The organism is Nitrosococcus wardiae, assembly GCF_004421105.1.
GTDB lineage: Bacteria > Pseudomonadota > Gammaproteobacteria > Nitrosococcales > Nitrosococcaceae > Nitrosococcus > Nitrosococcus wardiae.
The window spans coordinates 3,760,553-3,774,449 of record NZ_CP038033.1 but is presented as its reverse complement, the minus strand read 5'-3'; the positions used below and the strand labels follow the sequence as shown (position 1 = coordinate 3,774,449).

At 49.0% G+C, this 13,897-nt stretch carries 12 protein-coding genes; 9 read left to right on the top strand and 3 right to left on the bottom strand.

Going from position 1 to position 13,897, the window contains the following annotated elements:
* The first annotated feature begins 3 nt into the window (after positions 1-3).
* Genes haoB through E3U44_RS17760 form a run of 3 tightly spaced genes read left to right on the top strand, consistent with a single transcriptional unit; the run spans position 4 to position 2,464 of the window.
* A complete protein-coding gene (gene haoB, locus E3U44_RS17770) occupies positions 4-1,032 on the top strand; it encodes a hydroxylamine oxidation protein HaoB (RefSeq protein ID WP_240761648.1) in 1,029 nt (342 codons plus the stop codon).
* A 30-nt stretch (positions 1,033-1,062) separates the two neighbouring features.
* Entirely contained in the window at positions 1,063-1,785 is a 723-nt protein-coding gene (locus E3U44_RS17765) for a cytochrome c family protein (protein ID WP_134359397.1), read from the top strand.
* A gap of 19 nt (positions 1,786-1,804) precedes the next feature.
* Positions 1,805-2,464 (top strand): NapC/NirT family cytochrome c, encoded by a 660-nt coding sequence (locus E3U44_RS17760; protein WP_134359396.1) that lies wholly within the window; start codon positions 1,805-1,807, stop codon positions 2,462-2,464.
* Positions 2,465-2,541: 77 nt separating this feature from the next.
* On the opposite strand, the gene E3U44_RS17755 is transcribed toward E3U44_RS17760, so the two are convergent.
* A complete protein-coding gene (locus E3U44_RS17755) occupies positions 2,542-3,099 on the bottom strand; it encodes a lytic transglycosylase domain-containing protein (protein ID WP_134359395.1) in 558 nt (185 codons plus the stop codon).
* A complete protein-coding gene (locus tag E3U44_RS17750; RefSeq protein WP_134359394.1) occupies positions 3,099-4,823 on the bottom strand; it encodes a proline--tRNA ligase in 1,725 nt (574 codons plus the stop codon). Before E3U44_RS17750 ends, E3U44_RS17755 begins: the two co-directional genes overlap by 1 nt.
* A gap of 291 nt (positions 4,824-5,114) precedes the next feature.
* Between E3U44_RS17750 and ndk the strand changes: the two genes are divergently transcribed.
* The 6 genes from ndk (at position 5,115) to pgi (ending at position 11,579) form a co-directional block, all read left to right on the top strand.
* A complete protein-coding gene (gene ndk / locus E3U44_RS17745) occupies positions 5,115-5,546 on the top strand; it encodes a nucleoside-diphosphate kinase (RefSeq protein WP_134359393.1) in 432 nt (143 codons plus the stop codon).
* Positions 5,547-5,566: 20 nt separating this feature from the next.
* Positions 5,567-6,682, top strand: a complete 1,116-nt coding sequence (rlmN, locus tag E3U44_RS17740) for a dual-specificity RNA methyltransferase RlmN (protein ID WP_134359392.1) — start codon at positions 5,567-5,569, stop codon at positions 6,680-6,682.
* Entirely contained in the window at positions 6,679-7,617 is a 939-nt protein-coding gene (gene pilW, locus E3U44_RS20165) for a type IV pilus biogenesis/stability protein PilW (protein WP_240761647.1), read from the top strand. Before rlmN ends, pilW begins: the two co-directional genes overlap by 4 nt.
* A gap of 2 nt (positions 7,618-7,619) precedes the next feature.
* Positions 7,620-8,576 (top strand): RodZ domain-containing protein, encoded by a 957-nt coding sequence (locus E3U44_RS17730; RefSeq protein ID WP_240761840.1) that lies wholly within the window; start codon positions 7,620-7,622, stop codon positions 8,574-8,576.
* A gap of 87 nt (positions 8,577-8,663) precedes the next feature.
* Positions 8,664-9,896, top strand: a complete 1,233-nt coding sequence (hisS, locus tag E3U44_RS17725; protein ID WP_240761839.1) for a histidine--tRNA ligase — start codon at positions 8,664-8,666, stop codon at positions 9,894-9,896.
* Between the two features lie 21 nt (positions 9,897-9,917).
* Positions 9,918-11,579: a glucose-6-phosphate isomerase gene (pgi, locus tag E3U44_RS17720; protein WP_134359911.1), complete on the top strand. Its 1,662-nt coding sequence runs from the start codon at positions 9,918-9,920 to the stop codon at positions 11,577-11,579.
* 2 nt (positions 11,580-11,581) lie between these two features.
* On the opposite strand, the gene glgB is transcribed toward pgi, so the two are convergent.
* A complete protein-coding gene (glgB, locus tag E3U44_RS17715) occupies positions 11,582-13,840 on the bottom strand; it encodes a 1,4-alpha-glucan branching protein GlgB (protein WP_134359389.1) in 2,259 nt (752 codons plus the stop codon).
* Positions 13,841-13,897 lie beyond the last annotated feature (57 nt).

Sequence of the window (13,897 nt, the reverse complement as noted above, 5' to 3'; positions counted from 1 at the left end):
ACCATGCCATCTTCTGCAAAAGGAGTAAGCAGAGCTCCCCTGTTTATCGGGGTAATCCTGATAGCAGGGGGGCTTCTCCTCTTAGGCTGGCTGGGATGGGCAATTCTCCATTCAGCCGGCGATGGGGAAGCGCCATATCAATACAAAAAGGTGGCAGAAGGTGGGGTAGAAAAATTCCCTGATTTGGGCCTTGAGGCCTATGGGGGGATGACTATCCGTAAGTACGAATTACTTGCAGAAGAAGTACAAAAAGAACCCTTGGTAGAGTTTTATACCGGGTCTAAGGAAGATCATGCTCCCGTATTGTTGGAGTGGAAAAATAATCTGATTGAACCCGTATTAACGGTTAGCGGCAACATTAAAGATTTGACCAAATTGGCTCGGGGAATTGCTGAGCATGTGCCGCCTGAAGCGGTGGTATTGGGTTGGTGGGATACTTCCCGTCAGCTTGAGTTACTTGCTGGAGCGAACACCTTGTTTGACGAGAATCTGGCTCAACCGCTGCTTATACCTGATCCGTGGGCCAGTCAGCGGAAAGCGATCGAAACATTCGAGCACGAATTTTGGCAGGTCACTGACTCAAGCGAAGCAAAAGCTCGCCAAGAGCGTCTTGCGGAAGCGCTATTGGCTGACGAAGTGGCAGGTGCATCAATACTGAGAGAGTTGGCTGGGGGCCGTGAAGCCTATGTTGTTGTTCACTGGGCGGATGCCTACAAATTGGGGGCCATGGCGCCCGAGCGCTTTGGTATTGGCTATAATGATTTTCCCGGCAGCAAGCGGACTCATGCCTTAATTCCTCATGTCAAGGAGTGGATGGAAGAGAATGGCTATGAGGCCTACCTGGTTCAACACCAGGAGGAAGATACGGTTCGCGCTTATTTTTTGACCGATAGTGCTCATAAAGATACTTTGATAGCCAAAATGTTACCTTTTACCACCTCAAATCCGACAGAGCTTGAAAAGCTCAAACTGGTTGCTCAGTATGGAGGTTACTGGGTCTACTCCCTGCCGCCTGCTAATGATGCTGGTTAATTTTGGGTTTTCCTTCGAAGGAGAAAATTTATGAACCAGATAATTAGACATTTTTGTTTTTATGCTCTGCTTGCAGTTGCCATGGGAACAACGTGGGCCCAAGAGGAACCCCCCTACGATGGGCTCAAAAAATGCAAAAGTTGCCATGAACCCCAGTATGATTCATGGCTCGAAACGGCTCATGGGCAGGCGATGCAGTCCTTAGAGCCTGGTGAGAAAGTGGAGGCTAAGGAAAAAGCGGAGTTAGATCCGGATGAGGATTACACCGAAGATCCTGATTGTGTTGGCTGCCATGTAACGGGGTTTAGAAAGGATGGGGGCTATGAAATTGATCTCCCAAGGCGCCTAAAAAAATATTTGCAGGGTGTCGGTTGCGAATCCTGTCATGGTCCTGGATCTGAATACAAGCATATTCATAAAGATGCGGCGGATAAGTTTGAAGAAACCCAGGAAACTACTCCACGGGAAGAGCTAGCGGCTGCGGGGCAGGTCCTTACGGATAAAGAATTTGAAGAGCGCTGTAATGCCTGCCACCTCAACTATGAAGGCTCCCCCTGGCCCCATGCCAAAGAGCCTTATACCCCTTTCACCCCCGAAGTGGATCCGAAATACGAATTTAAATTCAAAGAAGCAGTGCAGAATGATGAGGCGATGCACGAGCACTATAAGCTAGAGGGCGTTTTTTCTGGTGACCCGGTGGCATCGTTCCATGAGGAATTCCAAAAGCACGCTACGCCGCCGAAGAAGAAGTAAATGCTAGGAGTAAAATAATATGCTGTCTAAATTAAAACAATGGTGGCAAGCCATTCGTGAATATTTTAAAGTTCATTGGCGCCCGATCTCAGTTGGGGCGGGTGGTTTATTCGCTCTGATCGTTATCATTTTTGGTGGTGAGGCGGCTTTGTCGACCACCACTTTTTGCACCAGTTGCCACTCTATGTCTTATCCTTATGAGGAATTGCAAGAATCTGCCCATTATGGTTCGTTTGGATTAGAACCCCAGTGTAAAGATTGCCATATTCCCCAGGGCTTAGGGAATTTCCATAAGGCGGTTTATACCCATGTGGTGGATGGGGCGCGAGAACTCTATCTAGAATTTACCAACGATTATTCAACGCTTGAGAAATTCAATGAGCGGCGGTTGGAAATGGCCCACCATGCCCGTATGAACCTCAGGGGTTGGGATAGCGTCACTTGCCGGGATTGTCATAAGGATCCACAACCCGTGGCTAAATCTGGCAAACGAGCTCACAAAAAGCTCAACGAAGGATGGACATGCATTGATTGCCATCAGAATCTAGTGCATGCACCCGTAGAGCATACTGATCTAGATGCCAGTGAGCGACGGGGTGAGATGGTCATTAGGGAAGAAATAGATTGGACAGACCGTAACCCATTGGCCTCCGTGGAGACTCGTTCAGTAAGGAATTAGCAGCAAAATAACGAGAATATTTTATTAAAAACCCCGGCCTTGGTCGGGGTTTTTAATAAATAGGATGTGAGCTGGTGTTATCGCCAACGGCGAAGGGCTTTATAAACCCGGCTTGGGTACCAGATTTTTCCAATACTGCCATTATAACGGGCTAGGGCTCGAGTAAGATTGCCTTTTTCTTGGTCAATATAGTGACGAAGAATAGTGCAACCAAAACGCAAATTAGTTGCAATATCCAAGAGATTATCTTCCCTATGGCCAATTTCTTTGCGCCAAAAAGGCATAATTTGCATAAGGCCTCGAGCTCCGGCCTCAGAAATGGCAAAGCGGTCAAAGTTACTTTCTACTTCAATGACTGCTAATACCAGTTCAGGAGGTAAACTTGCCCGGACCGCTTCGCGGTGAGCTAGGCGTAGGATTGCCAGGCGTTCTTTAAGATTAGGTAACCGGGTTTTAAGGCGGTATTCCATATCTAGCAACCAAACCTGGGCATGGAATCGATCTTTAAAACCATCCTTCATGCCCACAACGGCGATAAGTTGTTGCCTCAACTGGGTATCAAATCGCTCAGTAGTGGCCGCACCCAAGAAGGTAGAAAAGCAAGCTAGGATAAACAGTAAGCTGTAACGATTCATCACCTCCCAGGTATCGGAGTTTCTAATGCGGACTTGAGGGCGGGAATCAAGTTGTCTAACTGAATTGTGCTTGTCTTACCATCTCGGCGCCGCTTGTATTCGATAGTACCAGCATCTAATCCTCGGTCGCTAATTACCAAGCGGTGGGGGATGCCAATCAAATCCATATCAGCGAATATCACTCCGGGGCGTAATTGGCGATCATCGAGTAATACTTCGAAGCCTGTTGCTTGTAACTGGCTATAGAGTTGGTCGGCTGTTTCCCGTACCCGTACTGACTTATGGGCATTAATCGGTACGAGAGCCAACTGGAAGGGGGCAATAGGATCAGGCCAGATAATGCCGTGCTCATCATGATTTTGTTCAATAGCCGCAGCAACCACTCGAGAGACCCCAATACCATAGCAGCCCATTGTCAAGATAATAGCCTGGCCCGTTTCATCGAGTACCGTGGTATTCAGGGCCTGGCTGTATTTTTCGCCAAGCTGGAAGATATGACCGACTTCGATACCGCGGGCGATGGAGAGAAAACCTTTTCCATCGGGGCTGGGATCTTTATCAACTACTTTGCGGATGTCAGCTGTTATGGGCTCGGGTAAATCCCGTTTCCAGTTAGCCCCGGTAAAGTGCTTACCTTTCTGATTGGCTCCGCAAACGAAGTCTGTTAAATGGGCGGCGCTATGATCTGCAATAAGAGGAATGTCCAGGCCTATGGGGCCTATGGAACCGACATCTGCATTGCAGGTTTCCCGCACCTGCTCGGGAGTGGCAAACTGAAGAGGGCTAGCCACTTGGGGAAGTTTTTGTGCTTTTACCTCGTTGAGTTCATGGTCCCCCCTTAGTGCAAGGGCCACAAATCCTCCCTCGCTGCCCTCTACTAATAGGGTTTTTACGCAACGTGAGGGGGGGATGTTGAAAAATTGACTGACCTCTTCAATGGTGCGTTGCTTTGGTGTCTCTACTAAAGATAATGTCTCTTTGGGGGAGGCTCGCTCGCCGGTAGGGGGAAGGGCCGTTGCCAATTCCACATTAGCGGCATAGGGACTTTTATCTGAGAAAGCAATGGCATCTTCACCAGAGGCAGCGAGTACATGGAATTCATGGGAGGTTTGGCCACCAATGGCGCCAGTGTCCGCTTGCACTGCTCGGAAGGTCAGTCCAATTCGCTCAAAGATACGAGAATAAGCCTCGTACATTTGTCTATAGGTTTGTTCCAATGAGGTTTGGTCCAAGTGAAAAGAATAGGCATCCTTCATTAAGAATTCCCGTGCCCGCATGACGCCAAAGCGGGGTCGGATTTCATCCCGGAATTTCACCTGAATTTGGTAGAAATTGGCTGGTAACTGTTTATAACTTCGTATTTCACGGCGGATGAGATCGGTAATGACCTCTTCGTGGGTGGGACCAAAACAGAAAGGCCGTTGATGGCGGTCGGTAAAGCGCAGTAATTCAGGTCCATATTGCTCCCAGCGTCCCGTTTCCTGCCATAGTTCCGCAGGTTGCACTGCAGGCATTAAAACTTCCTGGGCCCCGGTCCTCTCCATTTCTTCACGGATAATGCTTTCAACCTTGCGGAGTACCCGTAGGCCTAAGGGCAGCCAGGTATAAAGGCCAGCCGCGAGGCGACGGATGAAACCTCCTCTAAGCATTAACTGATGGCTAATGATTTCCGCATCGGCTGGGGTTTCGCGGGTAGTCGTAAGCAAGTATTGAGAAGTACGCATGTTTAATCTCGTCAACCGTTTTATTAGCCCAAATTAGGTCATGAACTGACTATTACCAAAATTGTTTAACTTATGATGTTGGCTTGGAACTAGTTGGCTCCCTATTAAGGTAGCATGGAAGCGCTTTTTAGGTGGTTGGGGTGTTCAATTGCAATTTACATTAACAATTATTGCTGATCTTGATATTGCTCTAGGCATAAACCCTGACTAAGATGATATAATTTCTCCCCAAAAATCTCTTCTTCTTACTTATCTTTTTCTGTTTTTCAGTAAATAAGGAGCATAATATAAATGGCGATTGAACGCACCCTCTCTATCATTAAGCCAGATGCCGTCGCTAAAAATCTCATCGGGGAGATTTACACCCGCTTTGAGAAAGGGGGGCTGCGAATTGTGGCAGCCCGAATGCTCCACTTGTCCAAGGAACAAGCTCAAAGATTTTATGCTGTTCACAAAGAACGGCCTTTTTATAATGATTTAGTTGAATTTATGACCTCTGGGCCGGTCATAGTGCAGGTTTTGGAAGGAGAGGATGCCATTGCCAAAAACCGCGAGTTAATGGGGGCAACTAATCCGAAGGAAGCGGCTCCAGGGACAATTCGCGCTGATTTTGCGGAAAGCATTGACGCTAATGCGGTCCATGGTTCTGATGGGCCAGAGACGGCGGAGCAGGAAATTAACTTTTTCTTTAAGCCAGAAGAAATTTGTCCGCGGATTAACTAAAAACCGAAATCGTTTAGATAATGACCGATTCCAGAATCAATTTGCTTAATCTGGATCGGGTCGGGTTGGAAGCCTTTTTTACCCGCCTCGGTGAAAAACCTTTTCGCGCCCGCCAGATGCTTCGTTGGATCTACCAGCGGTTTGTCACCGACTTTAGCGCTATGACCGATCTTAGCAAGTCGCTACGGGGGCGCCTGGCAGAGACCGCAGTGATCGCTTTCCCGGAGATACTCCATCAGCACCATTCGGCCGATGGGACGTGTAAATGGTTGCTACGGGTATCCGGGGGTAATTGTATTGAAGCGGTATTTATTCCTGAGGAGGACCGAGGCACACTCTGCGTTTCATCCCAGATAGGTTGTATCTTAGATTGTTCTTTTTGTGCCACGGGGAAGCAAGGATTTAATCGCAATTTGGGTGTGTCGGAGATCATTGGCCAGCTATGGTTGGCGAATAAAGCCCTAGGTCGGGATCCCAAAGGTGAGCGTATCATTACTAATGTGGTGATGATGGGCATGGGAGAGCCTCTTGCTAATTTTAATAACGTAGTCGCTGCCATGAACTTGATGTTAGATGATTTTTCCTATGGACTATCTTGGCGTCGAGTGACTCTCAGTACGGCCGGGATGGTTCCCGCAATGGATCGGCTGCGCGCCATTTGCCCGGTGAGCCTTGCGGTTTCACTCCATGCCCCCACAGACGAACTTCGCGATGAACTTGTCCCACTGAACAAACGGTATCCTATTGGGGCGTTGTTGGCGGCATGTCGGCGTTACGTTGCCGGGGATAGAAGGCGTGCTGTGACTTTCGAGTATGTCATGCTGGCTGGAGTAAACGATTCTCTGCAACATGCCCGGGCTTTATTACGGTTATTACAAGGTTTGTCCGCTAAGGTTAACCTCATTCCTTTTAATCCTTTTCCAGGCAGTATTTACCGTTGTTCTGATATTGAGACCATTAATCGTTTTCGAGAGGAATTGCTACGAGGAGGGCTCATGACGGTTACCCGCAAAACTCGTGGTGACGATATTGCAGCTGCCTGTGGTCAGTTGGCGGGTCAAGTTCAAGACCGGACACGCCGTACTTTAAACCAACAGCGTATAGCGGGTTCTTTACCGCAGTCCTTGTCAGCATGAGGAAATTGGTATTTACGGGAGTACTGGCTATTATTTTGCTTGGTCTTGGTGGTTGTGCTTCAACTTCTTCTTCTCAAGCCCAAGCCTCTGGCCCCTCGGTTGATACGGCCAGGGCGGCCCGAATTAATGTCCAATTGGGAGTGGAATATTTCAAGCAAGGGGAGTTGGAACAAGCACTAAAAAAACTGGAGCGCGCAATAGGACAAGATCCTAATCTGCCCAGTGCCCATAATGCTTTGGCCTTACTCAAGCAACGTTTGGGTCAGATAGAAGAGGCGGAAAAACATTTTCAGCGAGCTATAAAACTAGATCCTAGTTATTCGGAAGCCCAAAATAACTATGGGGTTTTCCTTTATAGCCAAGGACGTTACCGAGAAGCGGAAACACATTTTTTGGAGGCGGTTAAAAATCCTTTATATGGCACGCCGGAATTGGCCTATGAGAATGCCGGCAGGGCTGCCCAAAAGCAATCCGAGCTTAATAAGGCGGAAAAATATTACCGCAAGGCTTTGCAAATCCAGCCAAGACTCCCTAAGTCCTCGTGTCGCATGGCTGAAATAAATTTTAATAAAGGGCATCTCCAGAAAGCCCAAAAATATTTACAAGATTGCCCGGAAGTCGTTGTTGTTCCGAGCGCATTAGCTTCTGCGTCAATCAAACAATTTTGCGCAGCAGAGTGGCCTAGTGACTATCGAATGCAAGAACATTGTGTAGAGCGTCAACATTCTTCAGCGCGCCGTATTAAAGAATACATGGACCGGTACAACATCAAGGAAGGCTCCAGTGGCCCCTATGCCCGGATTCTTGCCAAGTGTTTGGACGAGTGGAAAACATCAAAAGGGACCAATTACCGGATGGTCGACCATTGCGTTGAGCGTCAGGTTCAATCTTACAAAAATTTGCAATTGCGGGAGAGTATGGAAAGGCAACGGTGATAATGGTAGCCTCCGAGGAAACAACCCCCGCCCCCACCCCTAGGGAAGAAATTTCTCCGGGTGAGCGGTTGCGTCGGGCGCGGGAAGCACGTGGCCTTGAGCTTACCGAAATTGCGGCGAACCTTCGTTTACGATTGGATACGGTCCGAGCTATGGAAGAGGGCCGCTGGGATTCCCTGCCAGGAAAAGCGTTTGTTCTGGGGTACGTGCGCTCCTATTGTAAGTTTCTTGATGTGCCTCCGGATCCTTTATTGGCACAAATCCTTGACGAATGGGAACCAGAGGACTCACCTACCCTAACGCCCCGGACAAATGCTAAACCTGTTAAGCGCGGTCATGGGGCCATCTGGGGTGTGACCTATCTGCTGATAGGGTTGTTAGGTATTTTAATAATGATGGTTTGGGAGGGAAATATCCCTTTTTTTTCCAATGAGCTTCTGACGGATGAGGTTTCCACGGAGCAGGAAAAAAGTGTAGGGGAGGAAATGGTCACTCCCCTCACAGCGTCAGAAATTAATAATTCCAAGGCAAAGGAAAGGCCAATGGTCTCTCCGCAACGCCTAAATCCAGCCTCCAGGGTATCGGCAGAGGAACCAGAGTCGCTAGGGGAAGATTTCAACGAGAGGTTAGCAGAAACTGCTTCTTCCGTGGCTCCCGCTCCCATTACAGAAGATCATCCGGCGGGGGAAGAAGTCCAAGGTGTGGGGGGTTCTGTTCCTGCTCAGCTGTCCCTGCACTTAAGGGGTGATAGTTGGGTGGAGGTCTTTGATAGCACGGGTGAGCAACTTGTGTACAAACTGCTAAAGGCTGGCACCACCCTAGAGTTAACAGGCACTGCCCCTTTACACGCCATCATAGGTAATGCTCTGGCGGCAAACGTGGAGTTTAATGGTCAACCTTTGGATTTGGTGCCCTATACACAGGGAAACGTAGCTCGGTTCACGGTCGGTGAAAACTGACAGGGGAGAGGGGGGCTGTGCCTTGAGGCTTCTTCTCTGAATAAACAAGGTTTGGGTGTAGTGAAAAAGATACAAGCTATTCGGGGGATGAACGATATCCTCCCGAATCAAACCCCCCATTGGCAAATGGTGGAGGATACTTTACGCAGCGTATTGGCCAGCTATGGCTATCAGGAAATCCGCCTACCCCTATTAGAGCCCACGGAGTTATTCCAGCGCTCCATTGGTGAAGTCACCGATATTGTTGAGAAGGAGATGTATACCTTCACCGACCGGAATGGAGATAGTTTAACTCTGCGGCCAGAAGGCACGGCAGGTTGTGTGCGATCTGTCCTGCAACATGGTTTGCTCCCTCCTCAGCGCCTTTGGTATTACGGTGCCATGTTCCGCCATGAACGGCCCCAGAAAGGCCGTTATCGGCAGTTTTACCAGATTGGGGTGGAGGTTTTGGGTCCTGAAGGGCCTGATGTGGATGCTGAGCTCATCTTGATGACCGCCCGCTTCTGGCGTCAGTTAGGACTAAAGGGTCTGCGCTTGCAGCTCAATTCTCTCGGCTCCCCTGCCGCACGGGCAACTTACCGGGAACGCCTTGTGGACTTTTTTACAGCCCATCAGGACTGCCTGGATGAAGATAGCCGCCGCCGGCTTCACAGTAACCCTTTACGTATTTTGGATAGTAAAAATCCGGCATTACAGGAAATGATTGAGCAGGCTCCCCGGCTTCTCGATTATCTAGATGAGGATTCACGGGATCATTTTGAAGCGTTGCAAGATCTGCTTGATATCGCCGGTATTACTTATGAAATTAACCCCCAGTTAGTCCGGGGCTTAGATTATTACACCCGAACCGTCTTTGAATGGGTCAGTGATCAGCTAGGCGCTCAGGGGACTGTTTGTGCGGGTGGGCGCTTTGACGGTCTGGTGGAACAGTTAGGCGGGCAACCCACACCAGCGGTGGGTTTTGCCCTGGGTTTGGAACGCTTGATTACGTTGCTGGGTGAGCAAGGCTGCTTGAAAGAGCCGGCTATGGTCGATCTCTATTTGGTCGCTGTTGGCCCCCAGGCAGAACGCCAGTCATTGTTGCTTGCTGAGCATTTGCGGGAGGCCATGCCAAGTGTGCGGCTGCAGATCAATTACGGTGGTGGCAGCTTTAAAAGTCAACTGAAACGAGCTGATCGCAGCGGTGCCCGTTGGGCGCTTATCCTGGGGGAAGATGAGGTGGTCCAGGGGACGGTTAGTGTTAAAGATTTACGTAAAGCGCAGCCCCAGCAATCTATGTCTCAAAGCAAACTACCTGACTATATTCGGCAACAGCACTAAAGACAATATTTGAGAAAAATGATGAAACTTTCCCTGGTGCACTCTCCCTCTTGGGCCGCTCTTCTCCAGCATCATGGCCGCATGGGAAAGCAGCATATGCGAGATTTATTCGCGGCCGAGCCCCAGCGGTTTAATAAATTCTCATTAACTTTCAAAAACATCCTTTTTGATTATTCTAAGAACCGGATTACGGAAGAAACGCTGAAACTGCTCCTTGATCTGGCTCGTGAGCGAGGGCTCGAGCAATGGATTAAGGGGATGTTTGCCGGCGAGCCCATTAATAGTACGGAAGATCGTCCGGTTTTGCACATTGCATTACGCAACCGCTCAAATCGCCCCATTAAGGTAGGGGGTCAGGATGTAATGTCTCAGGTGAATGCTGTTTTGAGACGTATGGGGGCGTTTTGCGATGCCGTGCACAGCGGTCAGTGGCGGGGGTTTAGTGGCGAACGTATAACGGATATCGTCAATATTGGGATCGGTGGCTCTGATTTAGGCCCTGCCATGGTGACAGCAGCCCTACGTCCCTATGCTAAACCCGGCATTCGGGTCCATTTTGTCTCTAATGTGGATGGGACTCAATTGGCCGAAACCCTGAAAGTCATTCGACCTGAGACCGTCTTGTTCGTGATTTCGTCGAAGACCTTTACTACTCAAGAAACTTTGACCAATGCCCATAGTGCCCGGGAGTGGTTTCTTCGTGGGGCGCCTAGTGAGAAGGCGATAGCTAAGCATTTTGTTGCGGTTTCCACCAACCGAGCCGAAGTGGAAAAATTTGGCATTGATCCCCATAACATGTTTGAGTTTTGGGATTGGGTCGGTGGTCGTTATTCCCTTTGGAGTGCTATTGGTTTATCCATTGCGCTTTCCCTGGGCATGGATAATTTCGAGCAATTGCTTGAAGGGGCTCATGGGATGGATGAGCATTTTCGGGAAACGCCTTTCGAGCAAAATATGCCGGTAATTGCCGCTATGCTAGGAGTCTGGAATATCAATTTTATAGGTGCCCAAAGCCATGCTATCCTGCCTTACGATCAGTATTTAGAACATTTCCCTGCTTATTTACAGCAATTGGAGATGGAAAGTAATGGCAAGAGTGTAACTCGCGGTGGAGAGGCGGTGGACTATACCACAGGTAATGTCATTTGGGGTGAACCGGGTACCAATGGCCAGCATGCTTTTTTCCAGCTCTTGCACCAAGGGACTCTCTTGGTAACGGCAGATTTTCTAGCGCCGATTGAATCCCATAACCCTCTTGGAGAACATCACCGGATATTGCTATCAAATTTCTTTGCCCAGACCGAAGCCTTAATGAAAGGAAAAACGGAGGTGGAGGTGCGAGCAGAGCTGGAAGGGGCAAACCTGAGTCAGGAGAGATTGGAGCAATTCATTCCCCACAAGCTTTTTGAAGGCAACCGCCCCAGCAATTCTTTCCTCTTCCCCAAGCTAACCCCTTGGACTCTGGGGGCACTGATTGCATTTTACGAGCATAAGGTATTTGTCCAGGGGGTGATCTGGGACATTAATTCATTTGACCAATGGGGAGTAGAGCTGGGCAAGCAGTTAGCCAAGACTATCTTACCGGAGCTACAAGCCTCCGGAGAGGTCAGTAGCCATGACTCCTCCACTAATGGGCTGATGAATTACTATAAGCGCATCAGCAATACCCATTCCAAGGAATAAGCCTAAGGGCTTGATTTTTTGGGATTGAAGGAGGGGGTAGGGAGCTCCTCCTTGGTGGGAGGTTTCGGTTGCAAGACGATTCCCGCTAAGGGAGGCACCGTAATATTGATAGAATAGGGACGTCCCATCCAGCTAATCTCATCGGCTTGGATATCTTGGCTATTGCCCATGTTGCTGCCGCCATAGTAGCTAGAATCCGAGTTGAAGTACTCTACATAGACGCCGGCTTTAGGGACCCCGAGACGGTAATTAGCGCGGGGGACGGGAGTAAAATTTAATACCACCACGACAAAATCGTCCTCTTTTAGGCGCAGGTAGCTCAAGACCGATTGGGCAGAATCATGGCAGTCGATCCATTCAAAGCCTTCCCTCTCGAAATCCTGATAATGTAAGGCAGGGAGGCTACAATAGAGGCGGTTGAGGTCTCTGATGGTCATCTGCACTCCTTGGTGGAAAGGATATTCCAACAGGTACCAGTCCAGGGTTCGGGACTCGTTCCACTCCTCACCTTGTCCAAACTCACCGCCCATGAATAACAACTTTTTGCCTGGATAGGTAAACATCATGGTATAGAGCAGGCGGAGATTAGCAAATCGTTGCCACTCATCCCCAGGCATTTTGTAGAGTAAAGATTTTTTACCATGAACCACTTCGTCATGGGACAGGGGCAACATAAAGTTTTCATTAAAGGCATATAGTAGCCCAAAGGTCAAGGCATCGTGATGGTAATGGCGGTGAATGGGATCTTTACTCATGTAGAGTAGGGTGTCATTCATCCAGCCCATATTCCATTTAATGGAAAAGCCCAGGCCCCCAAGATAGACTGGCCGCGAAACCATAGGCCAAGAGGTGGATTCTTCAGCGATGACCAAGGCGCCTGGATGCTGTTCATGAAGTACTGTATTCAGCTCTCGTAGAAATTCGATAGCCTCAAGGTTTTCGCGTCCCCCATACTGGTTAGGTATCCAATCCCCTTCCTCTCGAGAGTAGTCTAGATATAACATCGAAGCCACTGCATCTACCCGTAGGCCGTCAATATGGAACTCTTCGAGCCAATAGAAGGCGGAAGAAAGCAGGAAATTTTTTACTTCATGCCGGCCGTAGTTGAAAATAAGCGTTCCCCAGTCTCGATGTTCTCCACGACGGGGATCTTCATGTTCGTAGAGAGCACTGCCGTCAAATCGGGCTAAGGCATGGGCATCCTTGGGAAAATGTCCAGGCACCCAATCCATGAATACGCCAATGCCATGGAGGTGACAATAATCTACAAAGTATCGGAACTCATCAGGTGTGCCAAAGCGACTCGTTGGCGCGAAATAGCCCGTTGTTTGATAGCCCCAAGAAGCATCCAAGGGGTGTTCAGTCACTGGCAGAAGCTCAATGTGGGTAAACCCCATTTTTAGGACATAATCCACTAGCCGCCAGACTAGCTGGCGATAGTTGAGGAATTTGCCGTTTTCATCCTGTTGCCAGGATCCTAGATGGACTTCATAGACCGAAATTGGCTGATGCAGCCAGTTGAATTTCTTGCGCTGAAGCATCCATTTTTTGTCCCGCCACAGGTAATTGCTTTTTGCCTCGACAATGGCGGCTGTATCAGGACGTAGCTCGAAATGTTGTGCATAAGGGTCGGATTTAAGATGAATAGAGCCGTAATTCCGATTACGGAGTTCGTATTTATAGAGGGTGCCTGGCTTCAGACCAGGGATAAATAACTCCCAGACTCCGGTTAGCCCCCGAAGCCGCATGGGATGGCAACGACCATCCCAGCGGTTGAAATCTCCTACTACGCTTACCCGTTCAGCTTCGGGTGCCCAGGTAGCAAACAAAATACCACTGATGCCATTCACAGTCACCGGATGAGAGCCCAGAATACGATAGGCGTGCCAGTGTTTGCCTTCCCTGAAAAGGTGGAGATCGTAATCAGAAAGCTGTGGAAGGAAGCAGTAGGGATCGTACTGGCAATAAGTTTCTCCTCTCTCATCCTTCCATAGAATTTGATAGGGTAGGGAAAGGTCTTTGACCTCGCCATGCCATTCAAATAAATGCGTTGTTGAAGATCGTGCCATTTCACGAGTGCCGTCGGTTCCAACCCAGGCTTGAGTTGCATGGGGGAGATAGGCCCGTACCACAATGCCTTTTCCGTGGGGATGGCAGCCTAGTACCTTAAAGGGATCGGGGTGGCGAGCTTTTACAATCTTTTCAAGGGCCTCTGAGAGTTCAGGAGCCATCGGTTGTGCAGAATACTGAGAATCGGTCATGGTATATCTTATTTTTAAGGTCGTACGCTATACTATACAGTTAAAGTCTACAGGCCA

Coding starts and splice junctions, on each gene's coding strand:
- E3U44_RS17760 (WP_134359396.1), top strand. CDS start 1,805: ATGCTGTCTAAATTAAAACAATGGTGGCAAGCCATTCGTGAATATTTT.
- haoB (WP_240761648.1), top strand. CDS start 4: ATGCCATCTTCTGCAAAAGGAGTAAGCAGAGCTCCCCTGTTTATCGGG.
- rlmN (WP_134359392.1), top strand. CDS start 5,567: ATGACCGATTCCAGAATCAATTTGCTTAATCTGGATCGGGTCGGGTTG.
- E3U44_RS17750 (WP_134359394.1), bottom strand. CDS start 4,823: ATGCGTACTTCTCAATACTTGCTTACGACTACCCGCGAAACCCCAGCC.
- E3U44_RS17765 (WP_134359397.1), top strand. CDS start 1,063: ATGAACCAGATAATTAGACATTTTTGTTTTTATGCTCTGCTTGCAGTT.
- pgi (WP_134359911.1), top strand. CDS start 9,918: ATGAAACTTTCCCTGGTGCACTCTCCCTCTTGGGCCGCTCTTCTCCAG.
- glgB (WP_134359389.1), bottom strand. CDS start 13,840: ATGACCGATTCTCAGTATTCTGCACAACCGATGGCTCCTGAACTCTCA.
- hisS (WP_240761839.1), top strand. CDS start 8,664: ATGAACGATATCCTCCCGAATCAAACCCCCCATTGGCAAATGGTGGAG.
- pilW (WP_240761647.1), top strand. CDS start 6,679: ATGAGGAAATTGGTATTTACGGGAGTACTGGCTATTATTTTGCTTGGT.
- E3U44_RS17730 (WP_240761840.1), top strand. CDS start 7,620: ATGGTAGCCTCCGAGGAAACAACCCCCGCCCCCACCCCTAGGGAAGAA.
- E3U44_RS17755 (WP_134359395.1), bottom strand. CDS start 3,099: ATGAATCGTTACAGCTTACTGTTTATCCTAGCTTGCTTTTCTACCTTC.
- ndk (WP_134359393.1), top strand. CDS start 5,115: ATGGCGATTGAACGCACCCTCTCTATCATTAAGCCAGATGCCGTCGCT.